Origin of the sequence: Candidatus Accumulibacter sp. ACC005, assembly GCF_907163215.1 — a bacterium.
In the GTDB taxonomy this organism is placed as follows: Bacteria; Pseudomonadota; Gammaproteobacteria; order Burkholderiales; family Rhodocyclaceae; genus Accumulibacter; species Accumulibacter regalis.
This window is the reverse complement of record NZ_CAJQUB010000015.1, coordinates 41,858-61,880: the sequence shown is the minus strand read 5'-3', so window position 1 is coordinate 61,880 and position 20,023 is coordinate 41,858. Positions and strand designations below refer to the sequence as shown.

General features: G+C 64.7%; 19 protein-coding genes. 17 read left to right on the top strand and 2 right to left on the bottom strand.

Features of this window, described 5'->3' with window-relative positions:
* Positions 1–8 precede the first annotated feature (8 nt).
* The 7 genes from tldD (at position 9) to QZ613_RS18150 (ending at position 8,753) form a co-directional block, all read left to right on the top strand.
* Entirely contained in the window at positions 9–1,460 is a 1,452-nt protein-coding gene (gene tldD, locus QZ613_RS18180; protein WP_043562663.1) for a metalloprotease TldD, read from the top strand.
* 143 nt (positions 1,461–1,603) lie between these two features.
* Positions 1,604–3,244, top strand: a complete 1,641-nt coding sequence (locus QZ613_RS18175; RefSeq protein ID WP_291983454.1) for a mechanosensitive ion channel domain-containing protein — start codon at positions 1,604–1,606, stop codon at positions 3,242–3,244.
* A 141-nt stretch (positions 3,245–3,385) separates the two neighbouring features.
* Entirely contained in the window at positions 3,386–5,401 is a 2,016-nt protein-coding gene (locus tag QZ613_RS18170) for a fused MFS/spermidine synthase (protein ID WP_043562665.1), read from the top strand.
* A gap of 142 nt (positions 5,402–5,543) precedes the next feature.
* Positions 5,544–6,914 (top strand): HD domain-containing protein, encoded by a 1,371-nt coding sequence (locus QZ613_RS18165; RefSeq protein ID WP_043562668.1) that lies wholly within the window; start codon positions 5,544–5,546, stop codon positions 6,912–6,914.
* A 3-nt stretch (positions 6,915–6,917) separates the two neighbouring features.
* Positions 6,918–7,049 (top strand): hypothetical protein, encoded by a 132-nt coding sequence (locus tag QZ613_RS18160; protein ID WP_291868094.1) that lies wholly within the window; start codon positions 6,918–6,920, stop codon positions 7,047–7,049.
* Between the two features lie 139 nt (positions 7,050–7,188).
* Positions 7,189–7,872 carry a TIGR04283 family arsenosugar biosynthesis glycosyltransferase gene (locus QZ613_RS18155; RefSeq protein ID WP_043562670.1) on the top strand — a complete coding sequence of 228 codons (684 nt, stop codon included), beginning with the start codon at positions 7,189–7,191 and terminating at the stop codon, positions 7,870–7,872.
* Between the two features lie 86 nt (positions 7,873–7,958).
* The gene (locus tag QZ613_RS18150) at positions 7,959–8,753 is read left to right on the top strand and encodes a DUF547 domain-containing protein (RefSeq protein ID WP_291868098.1); all 795 of its coding nucleotides are present in this window, start codon (positions 7,959–7,961) and stop codon (positions 8,751–8,753) included.
* 40 nt (positions 8,754–8,793) lie between these two features.
* On the opposite strand, the gene QZ613_RS18145 is transcribed toward QZ613_RS18150, so the two are convergent.
* The gene (locus tag QZ613_RS18145) at positions 8,794–9,477 is read right to left on the bottom strand and encodes a LysE family translocator (protein ID WP_291868102.1); all 684 of its coding nucleotides are present in this window, start codon (positions 9,475–9,477) and stop codon (positions 8,794–8,796) included.
* Positions 9,478–9,911: 434 nt separating this feature from the next.
* Positions 9,912–11,387: a diguanylate cyclase gene (locus QZ613_RS18140; protein WP_291868105.1), complete on the bottom strand. Its 1,476-nt coding sequence runs from the start codon at positions 11,385–11,387 to the stop codon at positions 9,912–9,914.
* A gap of 382 nt (positions 11,388–11,769) precedes the next feature.
* On the opposite strand from QZ613_RS18140, the gene tpx reads away from it, so the two are divergent.
* The 10 genes from tpx to QZ613_RS18090 all read left to right on the top strand — a co-directional run bounded on the left by tpx (position 11,770) and on the right by QZ613_RS18090 (position 19,935).
* Positions 11,770–12,273, top strand: coding sequence for a thiol peroxidase (gene tpx / locus QZ613_RS18135; RefSeq protein WP_043562676.1), 504 nt, complete (start codon positions 11,770–11,772; stop codon positions 12,271–12,273).
* Between the two features lie 52 nt (positions 12,274–12,325).
* Positions 12,326–13,183, top strand: a complete 858-nt coding sequence (locus QZ613_RS18130) for an IclR family transcriptional regulator (protein WP_291983451.1) — start codon at positions 12,326–12,328, stop codon at positions 13,181–13,183.
* Complete coding sequence (locus tag QZ613_RS18125) at positions 13,177–13,464, top strand: YkgJ family cysteine cluster protein (protein WP_291983609.1); 288 nt, start codon at positions 13,177–13,179, stop codon at positions 13,462–13,464. Before QZ613_RS18130 ends, QZ613_RS18125 begins: the two co-directional genes overlap by 7 nt.
* Positions 13,465–13,498: 34 nt before the next feature.
* Positions 13,499–14,323, top strand: a complete 825-nt coding sequence (locus QZ613_RS18120; protein ID WP_043562682.1) for an undecaprenyl-diphosphate phosphatase — start codon at positions 13,499–13,501, stop codon at positions 14,321–14,323.
* A 1-nt stretch (position 14,324) separates the two neighbouring features.
* Positions 14,325–14,903 (top strand): YqiA/YcfP family alpha/beta fold hydrolase, encoded by a 579-nt coding sequence (locus QZ613_RS18115; protein WP_291983415.1) that lies wholly within the window; start codon positions 14,325–14,327, stop codon positions 14,901–14,903.
* 2 nt (positions 14,904–14,905) lie between these two features.
* Positions 14,906–16,825, top strand: a complete 1,920-nt coding sequence (locus tag QZ613_RS18110; RefSeq protein ID WP_043562686.1) for an RNB domain-containing ribonuclease — start codon at positions 14,906–14,908, stop codon at positions 16,823–16,825.
* 1 nt (position 16,826) lies between these two features.
* Positions 16,827–17,714 carry a TonB family protein gene (locus tag QZ613_RS18105; protein WP_291868113.1) on the top strand — a complete coding sequence of 296 codons (888 nt, stop codon included), beginning with the start codon at positions 16,827–16,829 and terminating at the stop codon, positions 17,712–17,714.
* Between the two features lie 7 nt (positions 17,715–17,721).
* Positions 17,722–18,573, top strand: coding sequence for a shikimate dehydrogenase (aroE, locus tag QZ613_RS18100; RefSeq protein WP_043562688.1), 852 nt, complete (start codon positions 17,722–17,724; stop codon positions 18,571–18,573).
* The gene (mtgA, locus tag QZ613_RS18095) at positions 18,570–19,265 is read left to right on the top strand and encodes a monofunctional biosynthetic peptidoglycan transglycosylase (protein ID WP_043562691.1); all 696 of its coding nucleotides are present in this window, start codon (positions 18,570–18,572) and stop codon (positions 19,263–19,265) included. Before aroE ends, mtgA begins: the two co-directional genes overlap by 4 nt.
* Before the next feature lie 139 nt (positions 19,266–19,404).
* Positions 19,405–19,935, top strand: coding sequence for a hypothetical protein (locus tag QZ613_RS18090; RefSeq protein WP_043562692.1), 531 nt, complete (start codon positions 19,405–19,407; stop codon positions 19,933–19,935).
* Positions 19,936–20,023 lie beyond the last annotated feature (88 nt).

Genomic DNA, 20,023 nt, shown 5'->3' with positions numbered 1-20,023 from the left:
GAAATCCGATGAACGCCAAACAACCCACGCTTCTCGTGCAGGCCCAGAAAACCCTGCTCACCCCCTACGGTCTTGACGTCGCCGACCTGAACAAGGTCTTTGGCCAGATCATGTCGCACCAGGTCGACTACGCCGACCTCTATTTCCAGTACAGCCGCTCCGAGGCCTGGAGCCTGGAAGAAGGAATCGTCAAGTCGGGCAGTTTCAGCATCGACGAAGGCGTCGGCGTGCGTGCCATGGCCGGCGAGAAAACCGCTTTTGCCTACTCGGACGACATCAGCTCGCAGGCGCTCGCTGACGCTGCCGCGACGGTGCGTGCGATTGCCGCCGTCGGCGAGCAGCAACGCGTTCCGGCGCTGAAGAAAGGCCGCGCGCCGCGCGCCCTTTACGTGCCGCACGACCCTCTGGCGTCGCTCGACGCGGCGAGCAAGGTCAAGCTGCTCGAACGGCTGGAAGCGCTCGCGCGCGCCGAGGACAGCCGCGTGACGCAGGTGATGGCGCATCTCGCGGGAGAATACGAGGTGATTCTCGTCGCCGGCAGCGATGGTCGGCTGGCCGCCGACATCCGGCCGCTGGTGAGGGTTTCGCTGACGGTCATCGTCGACGAGAACGGTCAGCGCGAACAGGGTTCCGCCGGCGGTGGTGGGCGCACCGACTACAGCTGCTTTACAGACGACGTCCTGCACGGCTACGCGCGTGAAGCGGTCCATCAGGCGGTGACCAACCTCGTCGCCCAGCCGGCGCCGGCCGGCACGATGTCGGTCGTCCTCGGCCCCGGATGGCCCGGCATCCTGCTCCACGAGGCAGTCGGGCATGGCCTCGAAGGCGACTTCAATCGCAAGGGCAGCTCGACCTTTGCCGGCCGTATCGGCAGTCGGGTGGCGTCGAAGGGCGTCACCGTGATCGACGACGGTACGCTTCCCGACCGCCGCGGGTCGCTGACCATCGACGACGAAGGCAATCCGACGCAGCGCACGGTGCTCATCGAAGACGGCATTCTCAAGGGCTACATGCAGGACGGCCTCAACGCGCGTCTGAGCGGCGTCGCGCCGACCGGCAACGGCCGTCGCGAATCCTTCGCGCACCTGCCCTTGCCGCGCATGACCAACACCACCCTGCTGAACGGCGACAAGAGTCCCGAGGAGATCATAAAGTCGGTCAAGAAGGGGATCTACGCGGTCAATTTCGGTGGCGGCCAGGTCGATATCACCAACGGCAAGTTCGTTTTTTCGATGTCCGAAGCCTATCTGATCGAGAACGGAAAGATTGGCCGTCCGGTAAAAGGCGCAACCCTGATCGGCAGCGGCCCGGAGGCCATGAACCGGGTGTCGATGATCGGCAACGACATGTGCCTCGACCCCGGTGTCGGCACCTGCGGCAAGGAAGGGCAGAGCGTGCCGGTGGGTGTCGGCCAGCCGACGCTGCGCATCGACGGGCTGACCGTTGGTGGCACGGCGTAGGCGGCGAAAGGGCAGTCCCGGGCAGATCAGGGCCGGGTTGCCCGCCCACTTGCGGATGGCCTGACAAGGTATTTCCGTAGTCATAACAGCGTCTTCCAGTCGTATAATCGCAGCCTCCCCATGCTGCTGACTGGAGTTCCCCCGTGACATCCACCCGTGCCTTCTCGAAGCTCGCCGCGGCGCTGTCATTCTTCCTGCTGGCCTGCTGGTCCTTCATGGCCGGAGCGACCGTGGTCGCTCCGCCCGCGGAGCAGGTGCAAGCGGGGGAGGCGATCCTGCTCCATAATTTCCGGCCGATCGTCACCTTTCGGGCGACCTTCCTCGGCGCCCCACCGGTCGCACGCGCACGAAAATCCGAGCAGCGCATCGACCAGCTGACGCCGGCCCAGATGGTGCAAGAGATTAGTTTGACGCCTTTCAGCTTTGACGGTGGGCGTGGCATCACCCTGACCAATAACGACAATATTCTCTTTGCCCTGGTCGACGGAGACCTGGACCCGCAGGAGAAACTCACCCTGGAGCAGGCCGCCGAGCGTGCGCGCGAGGCGCTCAGCGCTGCACTGCTGGCGGACGCCACGCAGCGTCGCCCCGAAGTCCTGCTCAAGGGAGTTGGCTTGTCTGTGGCGGCGACGGTGATCGCCTTTGCGTTGCTCTGGTTGATCGCTCGTGCGACGCGGCTGCTGGTCGGCCGTCTGCAACGAATCATCGAAGAGGAAGATGCCGGTAGCAAGTTGCGCTGGGCACGGCACGGCTGGTTGCTGGTGCAGCGAATATCGCAGCTGTTCATGGGTTTTCTATGGTTGAGCGTCGCCTACCTGTGGTTGACCTACGTGCTGGCGCGCTTTCCGCTCACCGAGCCTCTCGGTGAGCGCCTCGGCGACTTCCTTCTCGACCTGCTGGAGACCATCGGCACGAGTTTCATCGGCGCCATGCCATCGCTGACCACGGTGGTGGTCATCCTGTTCATGACCAAGGCCGCCAACGACGCTATCGGCAACTTCTTCCAGGCTGCCAAGGACGGCCGGGTGCATGCACCCGGCCTGCACTCGGATACGGTCAGCGCCACTCACCGCCTGGTGACCGTCATCGTCTGGGGGCTGGGCATCGCCATCGCCTACCCCTTCATTCCGATGTCCAACAGCGACGCTTTCAAGGGCTTGTCGGTGATGCTCGGCTTCATGTTCACGCTCGGTTCTGCCGGCATCGTCAACCAGTTGATGAGTGGCCTGGTGCTGGTCTATGCACGCGCGCTGTCGGTCGGCGACTTCGTCGAGATCGGTGACAACGCCGGCGTGGTCAGCCAGGTCGGCGTGCTGTCCACCAAGATCATCAACATGCGCAACGAGGAGATCACCATTCCCAACGCGGTGCTGGTCGGCAACCCGATCCGCAACTTTTCCCGGCTGGCCGGTGAGCGTGGCACGCTGGTGTCGACCAAGGTGACCATCGGCTACGACACGCCGTGGCGGCAGGTGCACGCGATGCTCATCGCCGCCGCCAAGCAGACGCCAGGCTTGCGGCCTGTTCCGACGCCGTTTGTCTATCAGAAAGGGCTGGCCGACTGGTACGTCGAATACGAGCTCTTCGCGCACATGGACAAGCCGCTCGAGCGGATTCCGGTCCTCTCCGCCTTGCACGCCAATATCCAGGATCAATTCAACACCTACGGCGTGCAGATCATGTCGCCACATTTCAACGCGCAGCCCGCCAACAATCTGGTCGTTCCGCCCGACGCCTGGCACGCTGCACCCGCGACGCCGGAAAGCGGCAGCGGAAAGTCCTGAACACCCCGCCGGCTGGCAGCGAAACGGGGAGAACCGCCGACCTTTCCGATCGGCACCCCTGGTGCCGCCGCAGGGCGTGAGAGGCACACCGGTCTCGCCGCTGGGTGCCGACGCTCTATCGTCTTCCCTTAGGATGTCCTGATGCTCAGCTTCGCGATCACCGTTTTCCTGTCGGCCTTTCTGCTCTTCCAGATCCAGCCGATCATTGCCAAGATGATTCTGCCGTGGTTCGGCGGTTCGTCTTCGGTGTGGAGCACCTGCCTGGTTTTCTTCCAGGCCGAACTGCTGCTCGGCTATCTGTACGTCCATCTGCTGCACGAGTCGCTTTCGCCGCGACGACAGAATGTCGTCCACTGCGTCCTCTTGCTGCTCAGTCTGGCGACGCTGCCGGTCATCGCCGACCCGGCGTTGAAGGACGTTGCTTTCGCCAACCCGACGTGGAACGTGCTGGTGGTGCTCGCTGCGGCCGTGGGTATGCCCTATCTGCTGCTGTCGACCACCGGTCCGTTGATGCAGGCCTGGTATGCACGCAGCTTTGCCAGTGCCATGCCCTATCGCCTGTACGCGCTGTCGAACCTGGCGTCGATGATCGCGCTGCTCAGTTACCCGGTTCTCGTCGAACCGTATTTTCGGGTGCACGATCAGGCCATGGCCTGGTCGGCCGCGTACGCCCTGTTCGTCGTCGCCTGCCTGGGCAGCGCCTGGCAGTCTTGGAAGGGCGTGTCCAGCGAGCGCGAGGTGCTGAAGGTGAGCAGCGAGCCGGTACCACGACCGCCCCTTGGCGAGTGCCTGCTCTGGATCGGCCTGGCGATGACGGCGTCGCTGCTGCTGCTGGCGATGACCCGCCACCTGACGCAGGACGTCGCGCCGGTGCCCTTCCTGTGGGTCGTGCCGCTGAGCATCTACCTGCTCAGCTTCATCCTCTGCTTCGACGCCCCGCGTTACTACTATCGACCGGGTTTTCTGGTCGCGCTGCCGATTGCCTTCGTGGTTCTTGACCGCGTGCTCGATGGCGGCGGCATGGAGGTGCCGCTGCTGGTCACCTTGATGTGCCTTTCGCTGTTCGTCTTCTGCATGGTCTGTCACGGCGAGCTGGTCAGGCGCCGGCCACCGGTTCGCCATCTGACCCTGTTCTACCTGATGCTGTCGATTGGCGGCGCGCTCGGCGGCACCTTCGTCGGTCTGCTGGCGCCGGCGATCTTCAATGCCTATTTCGAACTGCCGATCGGGCTCTTTCTCTGCGCCCTGCTGGTGACCATCGTTCTCTGGCGTGAGCTGCGACTGATCCGGCGCGTCCTGCTCGTCGTGGCGCTGCTGGCCTACGCTTACCGGCTCGGTGGCATCGCCATCGATTACGTCCAGAACTACCGCGTCGTGGTGCGCAACTTCTATGGCCAGCTGCGCGTCGACGACGTCGACGAGGAAGCGCTCGGCATAAAGCGCCGGATCCTGCACGGGCGCATCAATCACGGCGAGCAGTATCTTGCCGCCGAGCACCGCCGGCAGCCGACTGCGTACTACTGCGAGAGCTCTGGAGTCGGTCAGGCGCTGCGTGCCATCGCCGGCAAGAAGCCACTCAAGATCGGCATCCTCGGCCTCGGCGCCGGTACCCTTGCCACCTATGGCCGCAGCGGCGACGAAATGCGCATGTACGAAATCAACGAGCAGGTGCTCGATCTCGCGCGCAACGAGTTCAGCTACCTCGGCGATAGCAAGGCGACGATCGTTCCGGTGCTCGGCGACGGCCGCCTGATGCTCGAACGCGAGCCCGCCCAGAATTTCGACCTCCTGGCCATCGACGCTTTTTCCGGAGATTCGATCCCCACCCACCTGCTGACCCTCGAGGCGATGCAGGCCTATCGCCGGCACCTGAAAAGCGACGGCGTGCTGGCCGTGCATATCACCAACCGCTACCTCGACCTGCGGCCGGTGATCGCTGCCGCCGCCGAGCAGCTCGGCGTCAGCGCGCTGATCTTCGACCTCGATCCCGCCGCAGGCGACCGCTTCTGCCGCCATTCGGTATGGGTGCTGCTGCTTCCCGCCGAGCGCGCCGCGCAACTGTCGAAAGCCTTCCACGGCGGTGACAAGCTCGTTCCACGCCCCGCTTTTCCCGTATGGACCGACAGCTTCTCCAATCTGCTCGGCATTCTGCAGTAGCGATTACCGACGGTTGCCGCTCAACCGCCCTTCCCGCCTGCCCCGTTCTCCTTCGCCTCGCGGGGAGGGGTTGGCGGAGATGGTGGCCTAGACGCGAGCCCGTTGGCGGCGGGCGTTGCCAATCTCCATTCCAGGTGAGCACATGTCCGAACTGATCCAGCGCGCCAAGAATTTTGCGACCTCTGCCCATCAGCGCATAGGCCATCGCCGCAAGTACAGCGATCAACCGTACCAGGTGCACCTGGAATCGGTGGCGCGCATGGTGGCGTCGGTGAGCGATGACGCCGAAATGATCGCCGCTGCGTGGCTGCACGACGTCGTCGAGGATACGCCGGCGACGCTTGGCGACGTCGAGCGCGAGTTCGGCCCGGCGGTTGCCGCGCTGGTCCAGGATCTCACCGACGTCAGCCGACCGAGCGACGGCAACCGCGCCATCCGCAAGGAGACCGATCGCCAGCATACGGCACACGCCTCGCCCCGTGCCAAGACCATCAAGCTGGCCGACCTGATCGACAACTGCCAGGACATCACCAGCCATGACGCTCGCTTCGCCAGGGTATACCTGAGCGAAATGAATGCGCTCCTGGCCGTCCTGGGCGAAGGCAATACCCGCCTGTTGAACAAAGCCCGGGCACTGCACGGCGAGTGTCAGGAAAAGCTGTCGCAGCGTGCCGGCGCGGAAGCGAGCCCTTCCACCATCGGCCTGGCGGCGCTCTTTCCCCAGGTGGCGAACTCGCTGCTCCTGCGTCGCTTTCGTGAGGTGTTTACCGCCGGCGACATTGCCGAACCCCTGCTCTCCTTCGACACCGACGCGCCCGCGCGCGACAGCGCAAGAATCATGAAGGCGCGGCACCTGAAGATTGCCGGTATCCGCGTCGACGGCGTCGTCCAGGCCTATGTGCGCCTGGCCGACATCGCCGTCGGCGATGTCGGCGATGGCGACCGAGGGGGCGCTGCTCCGAGCGGACGGCAGTTGCAGCACATCGCGGCGGACCAGGTGCTGGCCATCAACGCCCCGCTGATGGATGTGGTCGGCATTCTGACCCGTCACGACCAGTGTTTTGTCTCCGTCTTCGATTCCGTCGTCGGCCTCATCGAGCGTGACGCGGTGAACAAGCCGCCGGTACGGATGTGGCTTTTCGGCGCCATCACGCTCTACGAAATGGGGCTGCTGACGCTGATCGAGAAGATCTATCCCGACGGCAGTTGGCAAGGCATCCTGCCTGCCGGGCGCCTGGAAAAGGCGCGCGAGCTGCAACGTGAGCGACAGCGTCGCAATCAGCATTGCGAGCTGATCGATTGCCTGCAACTGGCCGATAAGGCGATGCTCACCCTCGAATACCCCCCGGCGCGGGACGCCCTCGGCCTGCCGTCGAAGCGGGCCGCCAAGGCGTTGATCAAGGATCTCGAATCGCTGCGCAATCATCTCGCCCACGCGCAGGACATCGTCTCGCACGACTGGGTACAGATCATTCGCCTCGCGCATCGCATGGCGGAGCTGAGCACGGCGTAGGCCGTGCCGGGCTCGGGCCAGCCGATCGTGCTGCTGGCCGACGCGCCGCGCTTTGAGCGGGTCACTTCCGGCTACGCCCTGACGCCGTTGACGACGATGGTTCTGTGGTGGTGGTGCGAAGCGATCGCCCGATGAGTCGAGCTCCTACCCGGGGCTGGCGGACCTCTTGTTGGAGGCCCATCTATCAGGCGCCAGCGACGCTGGCCAAGAAAGGGTAAGGATCTCCGCAGTGGGACGACTTAGGTTTTTCTCGACCCGCAGCCGGAACGCCTGAATGCCAGAATTCGACACGATTTCCGTGATCATCCCGACGCTGAACGAAGAGGCTCGCATTGGCGCCACGCTGGCCAGCGTCCTTCCGCAGCGGCCTGCGGAAGTGCTGGTGGTGGACAGCCACAGCAGCGATACGACGGTGGCGATCGCCGCGGCGATGATCGGCGTGCGCGTTCTGCAGGCGGACAAAGGCCGTGCGCGCCAGATGAACGCCGGTGCTGCGGCAGCTCGTGGCGACTGGCTGCTGTTCCTCCATGCCGACACGCTCTTGCCGCCATCGGCGCTGGAGCGCATAAGCGCACAGCCGGAGGGCATCCTGGCCGGCGCTTTCAGGCATCGGTTTTCGGGTGACGACTGGCGCCTGCGGCTGATATCGCGCCTGGACAACACCCGCGCCCGGTTGACCAGGATCGCTTTCGGTGACCAGGCGATCTTCGTGCGGCGAACCTTGTTCGAGCGTCTCGGCGGTTTTCCGCCGTGCGACGTGATGGAGGACGTGGCCTTCGGCGAACTGCTACGCAAAGTCACCACGCCGGTTCTGCTGCGTGAGGAGGCAATCACCGATGCGCGCAAGTTCGAGCAGATGGGGGTATGGACAAGCCTGGCGCGGGTTGGCGTGCTGCTCGCCTTCCATCGCTTGCGCCTGCCGCTGGTGGGGCGGTCGTTTTTCAAGGAAATTCGCTGAAGGTCTGCCGCGCGCGGCCGGATCCTGGAGAGGTCATGAAGAACTGGACGAGTTGGAGGGCAGGTGCGAAATGGACGCAGCGGATCTTGGCGCTCGCACTTCTGGGCCTGTCGTTTTCCGCCACTGCGGCCTTCGACCACAGTCACGCCGCGTGGACGGCGCTGCTCAAGCGGCATGTGGTGCTGATCGACGGCGGCAAGGCGTCGCAGGTGGACTATGCCGGGCTGGCCAGGGAGCGTCCGGCGCTGACGGCGTATCTCGAAAGCCTGTCGGCCGTACAGCGGGCGCACTTCGAATCCTGGCCGAAGGTGCGGCAACTGGCATTCCTGATCAACGCCTACAACGCGTTCACCGTCGATCTGATACTCGGCCGGTATCCCGATCTGCAGTCGATCCGTGATCTCGGCAACATCGTCTTCAACAGCCCGTGGAAGCAGAAGTTCTTCTCGCTGTTCGGCGAACCGCGCCATCTGGACTGGATCGAACACGAGCTCATTCGCAAGCCGGGCGCCTATGACGATCCGCGCATCCATTTCGCGGTGAATTGCGCCTCGCTCGGCTGTCCGATGCTGCGTGAGGAGGCTTTCGTCGGCGAGCGCCTTGATGAGCAGTTGGAGCAACAGACGCGGCGCTTCCTCGCCGATCGCACACGCAATCGCTACGAGCCGCGAACCGCGACGCTGATGGTCTCGCCGATTTTCGACTGGTACGGCAAGGATTTCCAGGCCGGCTACCGAGGTGTGACCTCGCTCAGGCAGTTCCTGGGCAATTACGCCGATCTGCTGGCCAGAACGCCTGCCGAACAGGCGCTGCTGCGCCAGCAGCTGGTGGGAATCGACTTCCTTGACTACGACTGGGCGCTGAACAGCGTGCCGCGCTGAGCGGCTGCGTGCGGCGCAGCACGACACTATCCGCCTGAATCTACTTGCCGCCGCGCGTGTCCGTGACGGCCGCGAGGACACCGAGGCCGATCAGGACACCGGCGCTCAGGTAGCGCCCAACGCCGCGCAGCCTGCTGCGGCGCATCAGCGCCGGCTGTATCGCGCTCGCACTGAGCACGTACAAGCTGTCGGTGACGACGGCGATGAGCACGAACAGCGATCCCAGAAGCAGGGTCTGCAGCAGCGCCGACGCGGCCGGGTCGACGAATTGCGGCAGGAATGCGGCGAAGAACAACGCCGTCTTGGGGTTGAGCAGGGCGACGACAAAGCCATCGCGAAAAATTGGCGCGAGACAGGCTGCGCCGAAGGTGGCGCCGGCGGTCTGCGGCGCTGGCACGGCGCAGACCGCTTTGACGCCGAGATAGACGAGGTAGGCTGCGCCGGCATACTTGACGACGGTGAACGCCAGCGACGAGATGGCGAACAGCGCCGCCAGGCCGATCGACGCCCCGATGGCGTTGGCCAGATTGCCGAACGCGACGCCGGCCAGTGAAGCCAGTCCGGCGCGCCTGCCCTGCGCCAGGGTACGCGCCACGATATAGATCACTCCCGGTCCCGGCGTTGCGGCGAGCACCAGGCTGGCCAGCACGAAGGCGGAAAAAGGCAGCGTTGCGGACGCGCTGCCGAGGGTGGTGATTTGAGTGATTTGGGGGATTTCGTTCATCGCATTTCTCTGCCTGGCGAAGAGAGGGACGAGATTCGCGCGTCGACGTCGCTGACCGCAGGCCAGCGGTCGCGCACAGTGTAGTGCTGAATTCCTGGTGAGACTCTTGGCGACCGCTGAAAGCAGGGCAAAACCCTGTGATGGCTGAAATTCGCAGGGTCCATGCCAGGGCGGCCCTCGTCGCCACCCCTCGCAATGACGAGCGGGCTGGCGTGTCGCCGCCTTCCCGACGAGACTTTCAGCCAGCCGGACAGCAGCGCGCAACCCCTGTGGTGGCTGGGATGTATGTTCCACTCTGCGTGCGACACTACACCAACGGACGCAAGAAACTCATTTCTTCTTTTCGGAAGCCGTGTGCGACTGGCTGTCGCCAGATCGTCCAGGGCAAGCGATTCGCGTGCCCCGGCCGCTGCGCGGGAACGTCGAGAGCCGCTTCACGAGGCGCCACGAAGCCGCTTCTTGTCCAGTTTCGCCTGGTACATCCGGCTGTCGGCCGCGCTTATCAGTTCGTCCGCCGTCGTGCCATTCTCCGGCGTGTAGAGGACGAGGCCGTAACTGAAAGCGATGGGAAAGGGCTTGCCTGCAGCGGCAGCCGTTTCCTGAAGGCATTGCTCGGCTCTGTCGAGCAGGCGGCTTCCTTCGTCGAGATCGCAGTCATGCAGTAGCAGCAGGAACTCGTCCCCACCGAGTCGAACGGCGGCGTCACTGGCACGGATACTTTCGATCAACACCCTGGCGACGGTGCTGATCAGCCAGTCGCCTTCAGCGTGCCCGAAGTCGTCGTTGGTCGCCTTCAGCCCGTCGAGATCGACGAAACAGACCGCCAGCCGACCACCCTGTCGGTGCATTCTCGCCATCGATTTGTCCAGCATCATCATGCCGGTACGTCGATTCAGCAGCCCCGTCAGCTCGTCGAAGGTGGCATAGTGTTCGAGAGTCTGTTGTGCCCTTTTCAGCTCACTGATGCTGGTGATGCCGAGCACCATGACCGCCTGTCCCGAAAAGCTGATTGCGTTAACCGACACCAGAGCCTCGAACACCTCACCAACGGCGTCGACGAGACGAACCTCGCACTCGTTGAGCGTCTCCCCCTGGCCGAGTTTGTCGAGGAATCGCTGATTGGCTTCGTCTCCGCCGGCCAGCAGGGGAGCCAAGTAGACGCCCGGTGTCGGGTCCGGTGGCAGTCCAAGTAGATTCATGGCTTTCTGATTGGCGTGCAGGATGGTCAGCTTCTCGCCGAGCACCAGTAGGAATGCCGTCGGACTGGCCGAAAAAAGACGTTCCAGGTCTTCTTCGCGAGCGGCCAGCTCGGTCATGTCGCGCTGGATACGACGCGTGGCCGGCGCGCAGATGAACGCGGCCGAGAGAACCAGGACCAGCAGTGTCGTGCTCATCAAGGCGATTTCCAGCCACCGGGCGAAGACCACCTTCGCGTTCGCCTCGCGGTCGTAGAGGGTGACGATGGCGCTCATGCCCGCCAGGAAATCGGCCTCGTGCTGCCTGATGGTGTCGATATTGCGAGCCAGGGTGGCGACGCTTTCCGGCGCCGACAGAATCGCCCGGGCGGCAGCGGCGATGGCCTCATGGTGCGCGTGCAGCGGCCCAAACAGGTTTTCCACCGCTTCGCTGTTGCGCCCCGGCAAGCCCAGTTCGCTGTCGCCGCGCAACAATCCGGCGTGCGTACGTTCCCACAGGTTCAGCGCCTCCGCGAGCTGCCTGCGGTAACGGGTGTCCTCGCTGCCGGATTGGGCGGTCGAGATGTAATAGCTCAAGGCGGTGATTTTCTGGCTGAGCATGCGTTGCCGGCCGGCCATGTTGACCACGCGCGAGTCGTACTTCTGATCGGCCAGCACGAACTGCATCACCCCCTGCGCGGCGATCGTCAGCATGGCGATTACGGCTAGCGCCATGGTGTACCGCTTGCGTAGCTGGCTGGCCGATAGCATTGCTGCGCTGCTGTTCAAGGCCTTGATACTCGGTGGCATACGCTTGACTCTCGCAAGTGCCGCTGGATTTTTTCTCCTGCCTCGGTGCCCTTGCCGGCGGAACGGGTAGCGCGGCATCGTAGCAGAGGATTGCTCGTTCGGGGGGCAGAGGCGACAGGGTGAGGCGACAGGGTGGGGCGACCGTGTTCGCCAGCTTCTGGCCAGCGACGCCGTCAAGGTCGCTGGAGAACTTGTCGTGTGAAATAATGACCAACGAGCGCTGACCGGAACGGTCACGCCTGGCACCCACGCGGTGCCTCCTTATTGCCCATTCTTACCATCCCCTTCTCCAGGAAAAGGAATCAACATGACGAGCACAGTAACTCTCGCTGGCAACCCGTTTCAGGTTAACGGGAATTTCCCGCAGAAGGGTCAGACGGCGCCCGCGTTCACGCTGGTCGGCAAGGATCTCGCCGATGTTTCGCTGAGCGCTTTTGCCGGTCAGAGGAAGGTCCTGAACATTTTTCCGAGCGTCGACACGCCAACCTGCGCAACGTCAGTGCGTACCTTCAACGAGAAGGCGAGCAATCTGGCCAACACCGTCGTGCTCTGCATCTCGGCCGACCTGCCTTTTGCCCTGAGTCGTTTCTGTGCTGCCGAGGGTCTCGAGTCGGTGGTGACCTTGTCGACCATGCGCGGTCGCGAGTTCCTCGAGGACTATGGCGTTGCCCTGAGCAACGGCCCGCTGGCCGGCCTCGCTGCGCGTGCGGTGATCGTCGTCGACGGCGACGACCGGGTAATGCATAGCCAGCTGGTTGCCGAAATCAAGGACGAACCCGACTACGACGCTGCGCTGCGGGCGCTTGCCTGAGCCGCGCCTGGCGACACCCGTCACCAGCCTCAACACCTGTCGAACAGCGCAAATGGCTACCCACGACGGCGCTGACGCGACTCAGCAGCGCCAGGGCATCCAGTCGATCGAGGTCGGCACGCGTCTGCTGCGTGCCCTGGCCGCCAGCCCGCGCTCGATGATGCTGCGCGACGTCGCTCGCAATGCCGGCATGCCGGCAGCCAAGGCACGTCGCTATCTGGTGAGTTTCATGCGCATGGGCCTGGTCGAGCAGGACGCCAATACCGGGCGTTACGACCTCGGCGAGTTTTCGCTGGAGCTGGGGTTGGCCAGCCTGGCGCGGCTGGACCCGGTGCGCCTGGCCGGACCGGTGCTCGACGATCTTTGCGAGCAGATCGGCGCCACCGTCGCGCTGGCCATGTGGGGCAATCACGGCGCCACCTGTGTGCGCTGGGTCGAAGCCGGCGGCGCGGTGACGGTCACCCTGCGCACCGGCGTCGTGCTGCCGCTGACGACCTCGGCGACCGGGCTGGCGTTTTCCGCCTTCTACCGTTCGCCTTACCTGAAGAAGATGCTCGACGCCGAGGTGCAGGCGACGGCCGAGGCTGCGGGCAAGACGCCGACCGAGGTGATGGCGGCACTGGCGCTGCAACTCGAAGACATCCGCCGGAACGGCATCTCACGGGCGGCGGGCAGCATGACGCCGGGGATCAACGGCGTCAGCGCACCGGTTTTCGGGCACACCGGGCGGATGGTTGCGGCAGTCACCGCGCTGGGCCTCGTCGGCAGTTTCGGCGTCGAGCCTGACAGCTCCATTGCCCAGGGCACGCGGGCGGCGGCGGCGACGCTTTCCCGGCGTCTCGGTTACGGCAGTAGCGATGGCGCGGCAGGAGAGCAAGCCGCGGCGCCTGTCGGCGCAGCACCATCGTAATCAAGGAGCGCTCGCCGTCTGCGCCTGGCAGCTGCCGCGCCGGTTGCGGGGCGTGCTGTATCGCGCCTTCGATCACCACGCCGATGCCCGGTCATCCGCGCGGCAAGCCGGCCGGCGAGCGCTGCGTCAATCTCGCCGACGATCTGCGCTGTCGCTTGTGGGGGCGGCCCGAGCGACCAGCGTTCTGCGCCGGGCTGCAGCCGGCCGGCGAGATGTGCGGTGACGACCGGCTGCAGGCGATCGCCTGGTTGTCGGCACTGGAGCAGGCAACTCGACCGTGAGTGCTAAAATGCGAGTTTTTGTCGAAGGCGCCACGTGGACCCCTTGCTTCTGCTAAAAGCTCTGATTCTCGGTATCGTCGAAGGTCTCACCGAGTTTCTGCCGGTTTCGTCGACCGGCCACCTCATCCTTGCTGGCGCCCTGCTCGATTTCAACGACGAGCGTGGCAAGCTGTTCGAGATCGTCATCCAGTCCGGCGCCATGCTTGCCGTGTGCTGGGAGTTCCGCGCCAAGATCATGGAAGTGCTGCGCGGCCTGCCCAGTGATCGCGCCGCGCAGCGTTTCGCACTCAATGTGCTGGTCGCCTTCCTGCCGCTGGCGATCATCGGCCTGCTTTTCGGCAAGACGATCAAGGCTTATCTGTTCAACGCGCCAGTGGTGGCGACGGCCTTCATCGTTGGCGGCCTGATCATTCTTTGGGCCGAACGCCGCGAGCATCGCATCCGCGTTGAGTCGATCGACGACCTGTCGCTGGCCGACGCGGCAAAACTTGGCTTTGCGCAGGCTCTGGCGCTGATTCCGGGGACGTCGCGCTCGGGAGCGACGATCATCGGCGGCCTGCTGTTCGGGTTGTCGCGCCGTGCAGCCACCGAGTTCTCCTTCTTCCTGGCCATGCCGACGCTGATCGGGGCGAGCATCTACCAGCTGTACAAGGAGCGCGCGCTGCTCTCCGCCGACGATCTCGGGATGTGGGTGGTCGGCTTCGTCGCCGCTTTCATTTCCGCCTTCTGGGCCGTGCGCGGGTTGTTGCGCTATATCAGCACGCACGACTTCTCGATCTTCGCCTGGTACCGCATTGCCTTCGGGATCCTGATCCTCGTCACCTGGCAGTACGATTTGATTGCCTGGGGAGAGCACTGAGTTGGCTGGCCCGCGCATCGTCTATCTACACGGCTTCCGCTCGTCGCCGGCGTCGTGGAAGGCGCGCCTGCTCGCCGAGTTCCTCGCCGCCGCCGGTCTCGGCGACCGTTTTTTCTGCCCCATGTTGTCGCACGTGCCGCGGGCCGCGATCGCCACCGTCGAAGCCTTGCTGGACAGCGATGAGGCGCCGACGACCCTGGTCGGCAGTTCGCTGGGTGGCTATTACGCGGCCTGGCTGGCCGAGCGGCGCGACCTGCAAGCGGTGTTGATCAACCCGGTGGTGATGACCCCCTCCTTGCTCGAGGGGCTGCTCGGGGCGCACGTCAATGACTATAGCGGCTGCCGCTTCGAGTTTGGCGCCGAACACGGCGAACAGCTGCTGGCGCTGGACACGCCGCTGATCACGCCGTCGCGTTACCTGCTTCTGGTCGAGACCGGCGATGAGGTGCTCGATTACCGGAGGGCCGTCGCACGCTATGCCGGCTGTCGACAGTTGATCGTCGAAGGCGGCAATCACAGCTTCACCCGCTTTCCTGACTTCGTGCCGCAAATCATTGAATTCTGTGGGTTACAATCGTAGCGATGCACGTTCTATACGAAGAAGACGGCGCCTTCCGGACGGCCAGCATTCTGGCCGACAACGACACCTCGTTACAGGTCGAGACGGCTTCCGGGAAGCGAAGCAAGATCAAGACGACCAGCGTTCTGCTGCGCTACAGCGAACCGGCGCCAACGCTCCTGCTCGATGAGGCCGAGGCGCTCGCTGCCGGAATGGAGCACGAGTTTCTCTGGGAGTGTCTGGGCGACGGCGAGTTTTCCTTTGCTGATTTTGCCAACGAGTACTTTGGCCACGCGGCCAGTGCGGTTGAGGCAGCGGCCTTGCTGCTGGCCCTGCATTCGGCGCCGATCTATTTTCATCGCAAGGGCAAGGGGCGCTTCCGCAAGGCTCCGGCCGACATTCTCCAGGCCGCTCTCGCCGGCCTCGAAAAGAAGCGTCAGCAGGCGCTGAGCATAGGGCGCATGGTCGCTGAACTGAAGGCCTTCACGCTTCCACCAGAGTTCACGCCGATTCTCAGCCAGTTGCTTTACAAGCCCGATCGCAACCGCAGCGAGACCAAGGCGCTCGAAGCGGCGTGTAGCGAAAGCGGTCTGTCGGCGCCGCATCTGTTGCACAGGTGTGGCGCCATCCGCTCGGCTCACGACTATCACTTGCAGCGTTTTCTGCTCGAGTACTTCCCGCAGGGGACCGGTTTTGCCGCCTGTGCCGCGCCCCCCTTGCCGAGCGGTCTGCCGCGCGCCGACGTGCGCGCTTTCTCGATCGACGACGCGGCGACCACCGAGATCGACGATGCGTTTTCGCTACAGGCGCTGCCCGGACTCGGCTGGCGGGTCGGCATTCATATCGCCGCGCCGTCGCTGGGCATTGCACCAGGATCACCGCTCGACGCGATTGCGCGCGACCGCCTGTCGACGGTTTATCTCCCGGGCAGAAAGATCACCATGCTCCCGGAAAATGTGGTCGAGGGCTTTACGCTGTGCGCCGGGCGCGACTGTGCCGCCATTTCACTGTATCTGACGCTGACTCCCGAGTTCGAGATCACCGCCTGTGAGTCGCGCGTCGAGATCGTCCCGGTGGTGGCCAATCTGCGCCACCACGACCTCGAACCCCTGTTCAACGAGGGCACCATAGCTGCCGGCCTTGCGGAGTTCGCTTTTCGTGACGAACTGATGACCCTGTGGCAACTGGCCAATGCTTGCGAAGGCCGACGCGGCAAGCCCTCGGCGACGCAGACTCATCTCGACTACAACTTTCGCATCCAGGGTGACCTCGAAGACGCCGACGCGTGTCGCGTCGAGATCAGTGCTCGCCGGCGCGGCAGCCCGCTCGACAAGCTGGTCGCCGAAATGATGATCGTCGCCAATAGTACCTGGGGTGGTCTGCTCGCCAACAAGGGGGTAACCGCGATCTATCGCATCCAGACGCCCGGCGGAAAGGTGCGCATGAGTACCTCGCCGCAGGCGCACGAGGGTCTTGGCGTGAAGCAGTATGCGTGGTCGACGTCGCCCTTGCGGCGCTACGTCGACCTGATCAATCAGTGGCAGCTGGTGGCCTATCTGAACGGCGATACACCGCCCTTCGCCGCGCGCTCGGACGATCTGTTCGCCGCGCTGCGCGATTTCGACTTGACTTACGGCGCCTACGCCGACTTCCAGCGCAACATGGAACGCTATTGGTGCCTGCGCTGGTTGCTGCAGCATGGCGTGGAAACGATCAAGGCGACGATCATCGGTCGCGAGAACCTGGCCCGGCTCGAGCAGCTGCCGCTGGTCCAGCGCATTCCGTCGGCACCGGAACTCAAGCCCGCTCAGGAGATTCTGTTGCGGATCGAGTCGATCGACTTGCTGACCCTCGAACTCGATTGTCGCTATGTCGAAACGCTGCTCCCCGCGGCAGCTGCGATCGAGGGCGCCGACGACGGACTGCTGGAGGCGATCGATTGAGGTGAACGCCGTGCTCCGCGACCGCTATCGATCGCCGCTGGCGGCACGCCGTCTGTGGCTGGCCATGGCGATCTCCTTGCTGCTGCATGGCGTGCTGCTGGCAGTGCATTTCAGCTTTCCGGATGCTTCGCGAGCGTTTCAGGAGCAGGCGCTGGACATCATTCTGGTCAATAGTCGCTCACCGCGGAAGCCGGCCGAAGCGCAGGTGCTGGCGCAAACCAATCTCGACGGGGGCGGCAACACCGAGCAGGAGCATCGCGCGACGACGCCCTTGCCGCCGGCACCCCGCCATCAGGATGGCGACGACCTCGAACACTCGCAACGACGCGTCCAGGAACTCGAAGCGCACCAGCAACGGCTGGCCGCAAGAGCGCGTAGTCGGACGGTGGTCGCCGCCAAACCGGACAAGGAAGAGCAGCCTACGCCGACACCGGAACCCGCTATCAGCGGCCGCGATCTGGCGCATAGCGCGCTGGCCATGGCCCGTCTCGAGGGGGCGATCGACAAGGAGCTCAACGAGTACAACCAGCGGCCACGCAAGAAGTTCATCGGCACGCGGGCCACCGAGTATCGTTTCGCGCAGTACATCGAGGCCTGGCGGAGCAAGGTCGAGCGCGTCGGTACGCTCAATTACCCCGATGCGGCGAGAGGCAAGCTCTACGGCACGCTGGTCATGACCGTCAGCATCAAGAGCGACGGCAGCCTCGCCGGAATAGAAATCAATCGCTCGTCAGGTCACCGGATTCTTGACGACGCCGCCCGCCGCATCGTCACCATGGCCGCGCCGTACGGCGACTTCCCGCCCGCCATCCAGCACGATACGGATATTCTGGTGTTCACCCGCAGCCTGCGTTTCACCCAGAGCGACAGTCTCGAGAGCAAGAAATAGGGCCAGGATGAGCGACCGCTACTGCGTTTTCGGCAATCCCGTCGGCCACAGCAAGTCGCCGCTGATTCACGCGGCCTTTGCGGCGCAGTGCGGGCAGGACCTGAGCTACGAGGCGCTGCTGGTGCCGCTCGACGGTTTCGCCGCCAGCGTGCGCGCTTTTGTCGCCGCCGACGGACATGGCGCCAATGTCACCGTGCCTTTCAAGGAAGAGGCTTTTCACCTGGCGGACCGGCTGACCGTTCGCGCCGAGCTCGCGGCGGCGGTCAACACGCTGCGTTTCGACGGCGCCGAGATTCTTGGCGACAATACCGACGGCGCCGGCCTGCTGCGCGACTTGAGCGTCAACCTGGCGTATTCGCTCGCCGGCAAACGTGTCCTGCTGCTCGGCGCCGGTGGCGCCGCGCGCGGCGTCATCGCGCCTTTGCTCGACCACCGGCCGGGGCTCCTGGTGATCGCCAACCGCAACGTCGCGCGGGCGCAGGATCTGGCGCAGCGTTTCACGACGCTCGCCGGCGGTCTCGTCCCGCGCGCTTGCGGCTACCCGGAACTCGCCGGGCAATCGTTCGATCTGGTGATCAACGCCACCTCGGCAAGCCTCGCCGGCGCGCTGCCACCGCTGCCCGTGGCGGCCGGTTGTTTTGCCCCCGCCAGCCTGGCCTACGACATGATGTATGGCCAAGGCGACACGCCCTTCCTGGCCCTGGCCAGGGCACAGGGCGCGGCGCGACTCGCCGACGGCCTGGGCATGCTCGTCGAGCAGGCCGCCGAGGCCTTCCATCTCTGGCGTGGCGTCCGCCCCGACAGCGCGCCGGTGATTGCCGCGCTACGGGCGAGGAGCGGGCCGGGGCGCGACGGATGATCGCTCCCGGCGTCTGGCTGAAGCGGCTTCTGCTCGCCGTCATCGGCCTGCTCCTGCTCTATCAGTTCTGGCTTTTCGGCTGGGTGCTGTGGTGGAACTGGGTCAATCCCGAAAGCACGCGTTTCATGGACATTCGCCTCGCCGAGTTGCGCGTTGCGGAGCCACAGGCACGGCTGCAGCAGCGCTGGATCGGCTATGGGCAGATCTCGCCCAACCTCAAGCGCGCCATCGTCGCCGCCGAGGACGGCAAGTTCCTCGACCACGAAGGCTTCGACTGGGAAGGCATCCAGAACGCGATCGAGAAGAACCAGAAGAAAGGCCGCGTCGTTGCCGGCGGCTCGACGATCTCGCAGCAGCTGGCCAAGAATCTTTTCCTGAGCCCGGCCAAGACCCCCTTGCGCAAGGCCGAAGAGGCGGTCATCACGCTGATGCTGGAGGCCGTCTGGAGCAAGCGGCGCATCCTGGAGGTGTACCTCAACGTCATCGAGTGGGGCAGCGGCGTCTTCGGTGCCGAAGCCGCTGCCCGCCACTATTTCGGCATCGCGGCGAGCCAGCTGTCGGCCGAACAGGCGGCACGCCTGGCGGCCATGGTTCCCCGGCCGCGCTTCTACGACCGCAACCGCAACGCCCCGGCGCTGGCCGCGAAGAGCGAGGTCATCCTGGCGCGCATGCGTTCGGCCGCAGTTCCCTGAGCGGGCGCCTCCTTCCCTTCGCTCTAGCGGGCGGCAGCCGGCGGCGGATGGCGACCATTCGCCAATCCTGGGATACTATCGAGCTACGGTCCACGCCGCGCGAGTCCTTTTCCGGCAACCCATGAAGGAGTGACTACCGATGAAGTTTCGCACCCTGTTTCTGCTGCTCATCCTCGCCGCCACGGCGGGCTTTTCCGCGCTCAACTGGGACGCGTTCATTACCCCGACGACCCTGTCTCTGGGCGTGACCGACGTGCAGGCGCCGATCGGGGTGATCATGCTGGGTGTGGTCAGCGTGCTGACCGCGTATTTTCTGCTCTTCGTGATCTACGTGCAGGCGTCGGCGCTCTTCGATTCCCGTCGCCATGCGCAGGAGTTGAAAGCGAACCAGGAACTCGCCGATCGGGCCGAGGCCTCTCGGTTCACCGATTTGCGGGGGTTCATCACCACCGAGTTGCAGGCAATGGCCAGGCAGAACGCGAGCAACGCCGCGTCGGGCGGCACTGACCCGGCACTTCTGGCCCGGCTCGATCGCGTCGAGACCGAGCTGTTGTCGGCGGTCGAGCAGTCGGGGAACAACATCGTCACTGCGCTTGCCGGAATCGAAGACCGCCTGACCCGGTCGGCGGACGGTGGACTGCCGGTGGTCGCTGCACAAGGTCGCTTCTGACTTTTCCGAATGCCGCTGACGCGCTTGACGGCATTGCTGCCGGGGGGCGAAGTGCCTTCCCTGCCTGAGTGCCGCCGACCGGCGGCGC

What these genes read in the sequence shown, in the direction of transcription:
- QZ613_RS18090 (WP_043562692.1), top strand. Translation starts at nt 19,405, where the DNA reads ATGAAGTTTCGCACCCTGTTTCTGCTGCTCATCCTCGCCGCCACGGCG.
- QZ613_RS18165 (WP_043562668.1), top strand. Translation starts at nt 5,544, where the DNA reads ATGTCCGAACTGATCCAGCGCGCCAAGAATTTTGCGACCTCTGCCCAT.
- QZ613_RS18170 (WP_043562665.1), top strand. Translation starts at nt 3,386, where the DNA reads ATGCTCAGCTTCGCGATCACCGTTTTCCTGTCGGCCTTTCTGCTCTTC.
- QZ613_RS18155 (WP_043562670.1), top strand. Translation starts at nt 7,189, where the DNA reads ATGCCAGAATTCGACACGATTTCCGTGATCATCCCGACGCTGAACGAA.
- QZ613_RS18110 (WP_043562686.1), top strand. Translation starts at nt 14,906, where the DNA reads ATGCACGTTCTATACGAAGAAGACGGCGCCTTCCGGACGGCCAGCATT.
- tpx (WP_043562676.1), top strand. Translation starts at nt 11,770, where the DNA reads ATGACGAGCACAGTAACTCTCGCTGGCAACCCGTTTCAGGTTAACGGG.
- QZ613_RS18145 (WP_291868102.1), bottom strand. Translation starts at nt 9,477, where the DNA reads ATGAACGAAATCCCCCAAATCACTCAAATCACCACCCTCGGCAGCGCG.
- aroE (WP_043562688.1), top strand. Translation starts at nt 17,722, where the DNA reads ATGAGCGACCGCTACTGCGTTTTCGGCAATCCCGTCGGCCACAGCAAG.
- QZ613_RS18130 (WP_291983451.1), top strand. Translation starts at nt 12,326, where the DNA reads ATGGCTACCCACGACGGCGCTGACGCGACTCAGCAGCGCCAGGGCATC.
- tldD (WP_043562663.1), top strand. Translation starts at nt 9, where the DNA reads ATGAACGCCAAACAACCCACGCTTCTCGTGCAGGCCCAGAAAACCCTG.
- QZ613_RS18140 (WP_291868105.1), bottom strand. Translation starts at nt 11,387, where the DNA reads ATGGCGCTAGCCGTAATCGCCATGCTGACGATCGCCGCGCAGGGGGTG.
- mtgA (WP_043562691.1), top strand. Translation starts at nt 18,570, where the DNA reads ATGATCGCTCCCGGCGTCTGGCTGAAGCGGCTTCTGCTCGCCGTCATC.